The organism is Vibrio injensis (genome assembly GCF_001895205.1).
Lineage (GTDB): Bacteria > Pseudomonadota > Gammaproteobacteria > Enterobacterales > Vibrionaceae > Vibrio > Vibrio injensis.
Genome location: NZ_BDJF01000033.1, coordinates 1 through 6,491 on the forward strand (window position 1 = coordinate 1; position 6,491 = coordinate 6,491).

Here is a 6,491-nt window from a genome sequence, read left to right on the forward strand (position 1 = left end):
GTAGAAATAGTAATACCGCGCTCACGCTCTTCTGGAGCATTGTCGATTGACGCGAAGTCTTTCGCTTCACCGCCGTATACTTTTGCAAGTACAGTACAGATAGCTGCTGTTAGAGTGGTTTTACCGTGGTCAACGTGGCCGATAGTACCAACGTTTACGTGCGGTTTCGTACGTTCAAATTTTGCTTTAGACATGAGTTGTCCCTCTAGGTACGGATGTATGTGGCTTTGTTTATGACCACGCAACCAAAAAAAGTTCGGTAATAATTATACAGTAAATGGAAATCTTTGCTTAGAGCTGGTGCTGATAGGCAGACTCGAACTGCCGACCTCATCCTTACCAAGGATGCGCTCTACCACCTGAGCTATATCAGCACTCTAAAATGAGTGGAGCGGGCAGCGGGAATCGAACCCGCATCATCAGCTTGGAAGGCTGAGGTAATAGCCATTATACGATGCCCGCAACACGTAACTCTGTGAGCTATTTCCTTTACAATATGGTGGAGGGGGACGGATTCGAACCATCGAAGGCGGAGCCGGCAGATTTACAGTCTGCTCCCTTTGGCCACTCGGGAACCCCTCCAAATTTTTATCTTCTTACTAAGGAAGATGGTGCCGACTACCGGAATCGAACTGGTGACCTACTGATTACAAGTCAGTTGCTCTACCTACTGAGCTAAGTCGGCATAAGTGGGGCGCATTCTATTGAATGATCTTAATGCTTGCAAGCCTAATCGATAAAAAAAAACAAATTTTATTCGCTTTAGGTCTATTCGTTGTTTTTTTATTCATTTTTTTGCTTAATCGCCAATTCTAGTGTGTTTCTGATTTGCAATCTTAGTCGCATATTGTATGTTGCCTGCTTCTTCTAACACTATGACTGAACCTTTTATGAGCCCCTATTTATCTTTTGCTCGTCACCAATGGGCTGAGTTACGTAACTCAGTCACTATGACTCTGTCAGAACATGATCTACAAGAATTACAAGGTATTAATGAAAGTCTAACGATGAAAGAAGCGGTAGAAATTTATCTCCCTCTAGCAAGATTATTGAATTTGTATGTGGCCGCTAGACAAAGTCGTAATACCGTTCTTAACCAATTTTTAGGCCATGCAGAGAAAGCACCTCCATTTATCATTGGTATCGCTGGTAGCGTAGCGGTCGGTAAAAGTACAACCGCGCGCTTATTGAGAGCATTACTCTCTCGTTGGGAGAACCATCCTAAAGTTGAGTTAATCACCACTGATGGCTTTCTCTACCCTAATAGAATCTTGCATGAACGCAACATTATGCATAAGAAAGGCTTTCCAGAATCATACGATATTCGACGCCTAGTGCAGTTTGTTTCTGATGTAAAAGCAGGACAACCTCATGTTATTGCACCTATCTACTCACATTTGACTTATGACATCACCTCCGAACAGAAAGTGGTTGATCGTCCAGATGTCTTAATTATTGAAGGGTTAAACGTTTTACAAAGCGGGATGGATTACCCTCATGACCCACATCGGGTATTTATCTCTGATTTTTTAGACTTTTCTATTTATGTGGATGCCGATGCCGAATTAATTGAAAAATGGTACGTTGATCGTTTTATGAAATTTCGTCATGGGGCTTTTAAAAAACCAGAATCATACTTCAATCATTACACGCAATTGACTGAACAAGAAGCCAAAGCCAAAGCACAACATATCTGGAATTCTATCAATGGTAAAAACCTTCAAGAAAATATTTTACCCACCAAAGAACGGGCTCAATTAATTTTAAGGAAAGGGCTTTGCCATAATGTCGAAGAAGTGCTGTTACGAAAATAAATTTATCGATACGATCACTCAGCTGAAATTGAAAATGACTCGACCTTGTGCAGCGCAACGAAGGGAAGTCATTTTCTACTATAATATCAAATAATTACACTAGAACCTATTCACTATTAGCCAACCATTTAAAGACTACTATTTACTCGTCGTCACCTTTTCGTAAAGAAATCTCACCACCGAGATAACTTTTTATTCCGTCAGAAGTTTCAAGTAACACTGCCCCATTCGGATCAATACCTCGCTCTATTCCGGTAATTTTATTCGGTCCGATCAGCAAATGAACTCGACGGCCTAAAAAATTGTCCAAACGATTCCAGCGTTCAACAAATTCTTGCATACCGTGCTGCTCATAATTTTCTAATGACCGATTTAAAGCTTGTATAAGCTTAATTACCAGTTGGTTACGATCAATATCCTCCTGACCAGTGACATGTGACAAACTCGTCCAAGGCTGATCGATGGACAGGTTTTTATCTTGCATAATGAGATTCATGCCGATACCAATCACTAAGTGAGCCGCTCCGCCAGCTTGACCCGACATTTCAACCAAAATTCCCGCGAGTTTACGATCTTGATAATAAAGATCATTCGGCCATTTTAATTTAATCCCTGTCAGCCCCATATCTTCAAGGGCTTCGACTATCGCGACCCCAACAACAAGGCTCAAGCCCATCGCAGCAGCCATACCAGCTTCTAAACGCCAATACATTGAGAAATAGAGATTAGCGCCAAACGGCGATACCCAATGCCGACCACGACGGCCTCGCCCTTTATCTTGATATTCAGCAAGACAAACCGTACCAGAGTGCATCAGGCTCGAATTGTCTAATAAATATTGGTTAGTTGAATCAATAATAGGATGCAATTCAACGGGGTTAGTTACTTGAGAACGAATGTAATCTTCATCCAACATCATCAATGGCCGAGCAAGCTGGTATCCTTTACCTTGCACGCGATGAATATCCATCCCCCACTGTTGAATGCCTTGGATATGCTTACTGATGGCAGCTCGAGACATACCAAACTGCTCCCCTAATGACTCACCAGAGTGAAAATGTCCATCAGAGAGCATCTTTAATAAGCGTAATTTAACACTATGAACTTTCATTGTTTTTTCTCAATTAACTTAACGCCCGTAAGTCAGTTTCTTCAGCGGCACCAATAAAACGAACTTCGTGCTCAAGATTAACATTAAACTGATCATGCACTGTCTTACATATTTGCTTTGCTAAAGTAATAATATCTTCTGCGGTAGCACGATTCTTATTGATGATGACTAAGGCTTGTTTGGGGTGCACCTGCGCTCCCCCCAAGGTATATCCCTTTAATCCGGCTTGTTCAATAAGCCAACCAGCGGCTAATTTAACGCCTTGTTCGGTCGGGTAAGCCACCAGATTTGGATACTGCTTTTTTAAAGTCTCAAACGAGGTTTGATCAATCACTGGATTTTTAAAAAAACTACCCGCATTACCAACTACCGTAGGATCAGGCAATTTATCTTTTCTCACCTGACAAACGGTGTGATAGATATCCTCCGCCGTACAAGTCGATGGCAAAGCTTGCAATGGTCCGTAAGACAAAAGAGGTCTCCAATCCTTACTTAGGCGCAGTCCTACTGCAACTACAAGCGCTTTACCACATAAATCTTGTTTGAAAATAGAGTCACGATAACCGAATTGACAGTCAGAAACGCTTAATCTTTTAATAGTGAAACTCTCTAAGCACAAGTAATCGACATAATGACAAACCGCCTTAAATTCTATGCCATAAGCACCAATATTTTGAATAGGTGCAGAACCAGCACAGCCCGGGATCAAGGCTAAGTTTTCTAATCCTGGTAAACCTTGCCGAATAGACCATTCGACTAAACTTGGCCAATCTTCTCCGCCGGCAACATGTAAGTAGTGAAAGTCAGCATCTTGTCTATGCTCAATACCTAACAGGCGATTGACCATCACCAAGCCTTGGTAAGGCTCGGTAAATAACACATTGCTTCCCTTACCTAACATCAATTTCGGCCGATCAGCCCACTCATCAGATTGATGCAGTACAATCAGATCATCGACAGATTCAATTACCGCTAAATATTGGCAAGTCTGATCAAGACCGAAAGTATGATAAGACTTAAGATTTGCATTATGATGTAGTTGCATGAGACTCTTTGCCTAAATAAAACTCATGCTATTCTACAACAGATACTTTGATAAGACAGATGCAAATACCAATTCTTCACTTTGAGCACGTAGAGACGCTAAAGCTACCCCTGATTAAACGTTTTTATAAACAGCACTATCCATCAGCTAAACCGAAAAGTGATGAGCTGATCATCGCGGCTTATGAAAACCACCATATCAAAGCCGTTGTTCGTTTTCGCTCAATTGCTGATTATCGATTATTGACTGGTATGGCCGTGGTGAGTGATGAGCGTTCAAAAGGGATTGGGCAAGCATTATTGCTCTACTGCAAAAAAAACATACTGAAACACAATGACTATTGTTTTGCTTACTCGCATCTGACATCCTTTTATACACTTGGTAATTTTTATACTCAGCGTCCAGACCAGCTTCCTGCAGAATTGCGAACACTGCTTACGCGCTACCAAGCGAGTGGTAAATCTCTTATTCCGATGATGTATAAAGATGACTTATGTTAAGAATAGAGCTCTTTTCTAGCTATCATTCACGTTATTTTGGTAATATACCCTGCTCGCAATTTTGCACATACGTAAGGTAAAGCATCACTATGATTGCTCGTAGAAATACAGTCGAACAACTGCCCACTATTGCGCAAGATCCTAATAAGTTTGATGTATTGCTGTCAGCTCAAGAGTTTCGTACTCATCTTATTGAGTCTATTCGTCTAGCCAGTAAACGCATCTATATAGTGGCTTTATACCTAGAAAACGACGATGCCGGACGAGAAATACTCACTGAGCTTTATAACGCTAAACAGCGTAATCCAGGATTAGATATTCACATTTGTGTCGATTGGCATCGAGCTCAGCGCGGGTTAATCGGTGCTGAGGCCTCTGCAGGGAATGCAACACTGTATTGTGACTTTAAACAGCGTTATCAACATGCTATCCCTGTACATGGCATTCCGGTTCGCGGAAGAGAAGTCTTTGGCGTGCTTCATCTCAAAGGCTTTATCATCGATGACCAAGTGATCTATAGCGGAGCGAGTATTAATAACGTTTACCTGCACTATCAAGAACGTTACCGCTTTGATCGCTATCATACCTTAGATAATCAACTTCTCGCTGACACTATGGTTAACTTCATTCAACATACATTATTGGCTCATCCGGCCGTGAATGAATTATCTTGCACAGATAGGCCCAAAACAAAAGAGATCAAAACCGATATTCGCCAGTTTCGTGCAACGCTTGCTGAAGCGAACTATGATTTTTCTGCACAAACACTCAATGCTGATCAAGTCGGTGTCACCCCACTGGTTGGGATTGGTAAACGCCGAAACCATCTTAATCAGACCATCATTGATTTATTGGCTCAGGCAAAACAAGAAATCTACATCTGTACACCTTATTTTAATTTTCCCCCATCTGTCGCTAAAGAAGTAAAAAAAGCGATTAAACGAGGAGTCACCGTTCATATTATTGTTGGGGATAAAACGGCAAATGATTTTTATATTGCACCTTCGCAAGATTTTAAAACCATTGGCGGTTTACCTTATCTCTATGAACTCAATCTGCGCCGCTTTGCAAAAATTAATGAAGCTAATATTGCTAGTCGAAAACTATCCATTCATTTATGGAAAGATGGCGACAACAGTTTCCATTTAAAGGGAATTTGGATAGATAAACGTTATATGCTAATCACTGGCAATAATCTTAATCCAAGAGCATGGAAACTCGATTTAGAGAACGCGTTACTTATCCAAGATAAACACGGGCATCTCGTTGATAAGTTTAGTAAAGAGATGGATAACATTTTACAACATACGCAATTAATCTGTACCTACAAACAAATTGAGAAGCTCGATAGTTACCCTGATGTGGTGCAGCGACTAATGAAAAGAATTACCCGTGTCAAAGCGGACCGAGTATTAAAACAGATTCTTTAAAGAAAAGAGCAAAAAAAGCCGATAGTGAATCACTATCGGCTTTTTTTACGCTAATTCTGTATTGCAATATCTAGCAGATAGCTAGAAAAGAAATGATGCCACCCTAACTTAATTCCATAAAAAATCCCCAGCATTGCTGCTAGGGATTCTTTATCAGTGGCGGAGCGGACGGGACTCGAACCCGCGACCCCCGGCGTGACAGGCCGGTATTCTAACCAACTGAACTACCGCTCCACATTGTCTTGTTACTCGATAAAGTCTGATTGACTGCTTTATTGAGTTTGTGTCTTCAGACCTTAAGTCTAAACACAAGTATTAAAGCCTGGCGATGTTCTACTCTCACATGGGGAGACCCCACACTACCATCGACGCTGTTTCGTTTCACTTCTGAGTTCGGCATGGAGTCAGGTGGGTCCAAAACGCTATGGTCGCCAAGCAAAATTTTGTCTGGAACAAAATTTAACGCACTTTAGTGCGGCCCGTAGGGTCAACTACAGGGATGTAGTTGATAAATTCAATTCCTAAATCTGGAAAGCTGTTTCTCGTTCTCTACACATTCAATGCACTCAATTGAGCCCACAAAACCCCTTC

6 protein-coding genes, 5 tRNA genes and 1 rRNA gene are annotated in these 6,491 nt (G+C 41.4%); 3 read left to right on the forward strand and 9 right to left on the reverse strand.

Features of this window, described 5'->3' with window-relative positions:
* From BSR11_RS16885 to BSR11_RS16905, 5 genes are all read right to left on the reverse strand, one after another.
* Positions 1-194, reverse strand: a 194-nt coding sequence (locus BSR11_RS16885; RefSeq protein WP_240004084.1) for a GTP-binding protein, incomplete at its 3' end; no start/stop codon positions are given.
* 104 nt (positions 195-298) lie between these two features.
* Positions 299-374 (reverse strand) — tRNA-Thr (locus tag BSR11_RS16890).
* Between the two features lie 13 nt (positions 375-387).
* A tRNA-Gly gene (locus BSR11_RS16895) sits at positions 388-462 on the reverse strand.
* Between the two features lie 35 nt (positions 463-497).
* Positions 498-582 (reverse strand) — tRNA-Tyr (locus BSR11_RS16900).
* Between the two features lie 27 nt (positions 583-609).
* A tRNA-Thr gene (locus tag BSR11_RS16905) sits at positions 610-685 on the reverse strand.
* A gap of 205 nt (positions 686-890) precedes the next feature.
* On the opposite strand from BSR11_RS16905, the gene coaA reads away from it, so the two are divergent.
* On the forward strand, positions 891-1,814 hold the full coding sequence (coaA, locus tag BSR11_RS16910) for a type I pantothenate kinase (RefSeq protein WP_072671521.1): 924 nt from the start codon (positions 891-893) through the stop codon (positions 1,812-1,814).
* 142 nt (positions 1,815-1,956) lie between these two features.
* Here coaA and birA read toward each other — a convergent pair whose 3' ends face one another.
* A complete protein-coding gene (gene birA, locus BSR11_RS16915; protein WP_072671523.1) occupies positions 1,957-2,925 on the reverse strand; it encodes a bifunctional biotin--[acetyl-CoA-carboxylase] ligase/biotin operon repressor BirA in 969 nt (322 codons plus the stop codon).
* Positions 2,926-2,938: 13 nt separating this feature from the next.
* On the reverse strand, positions 2,939-3,970 hold the full coding sequence (murB, locus tag BSR11_RS16920) for a UDP-N-acetylmuramate dehydrogenase (RefSeq protein ID WP_072671524.1): 1,032 nt from the start codon (positions 3,968-3,970) through the stop codon (positions 2,939-2,941).
* Positions 3,971-4,041: 71 nt separating this feature from the next.
* Between murB and BSR11_RS16925 the strand changes: the two genes are divergently transcribed.
* Positions 4,042-4,470 (forward strand): GNAT family N-acetyltransferase, encoded by a 429-nt coding sequence (locus BSR11_RS16925; RefSeq protein WP_375152966.1) that lies wholly within the window; start codon positions 4,042-4,044, stop codon positions 4,468-4,470.
* Between the two features lie 89 nt (positions 4,471-4,559).
* A complete protein-coding gene (gene pssA, locus BSR11_RS16930) occupies positions 4,560-5,900 on the forward strand; it encodes a CDP-diacylglycerol--serine O-phosphatidyltransferase (protein WP_072671527.1) in 1,341 nt (446 codons plus the stop codon).
* A gap of 157 nt (positions 5,901-6,057) precedes the next feature.
* Here the strand turns inward: pssA and BSR11_RS16935 are convergent.
* Positions 6,058-6,134: transfer RNA gene (locus BSR11_RS16935), tRNA-Asp, on the reverse strand.
* Positions 6,135-6,220: 86 nt separating this feature from the next.
* Positions 6,221-6,336 (reverse strand): 5S ribosomal RNA (gene rrf, locus BSR11_RS16940).
* Positions 6,337-6,491 lie beyond the last annotated feature (155 nt).

Excerpts from the sequence above, each read along its gene's own strand:
- pssA (WP_072671527.1), top strand. The coding sequence starts at position 4,560 with ATGATTGCTCGTAGAAATACAGTCGAACAACTGCCCACTATTGCGCAA.
- birA (WP_072671523.1), bottom strand. The coding sequence starts at position 2,925 with ATGAAAGTTCATAGTGTTAAATTACGCTTATTAAAGATGCTCTCTGAT.
- murB (WP_072671524.1), bottom strand. The coding sequence starts at position 3,970 with ATGCAACTACATCATAATGCAAATCTTAAGTCTTATCATACTTTCGGT.
- coaA (WP_072671521.1), top strand. The coding sequence starts at position 891 with ATGAGCCCCTATTTATCTTTTGCTCGTCACCAATGGGCTGAGTTACGT.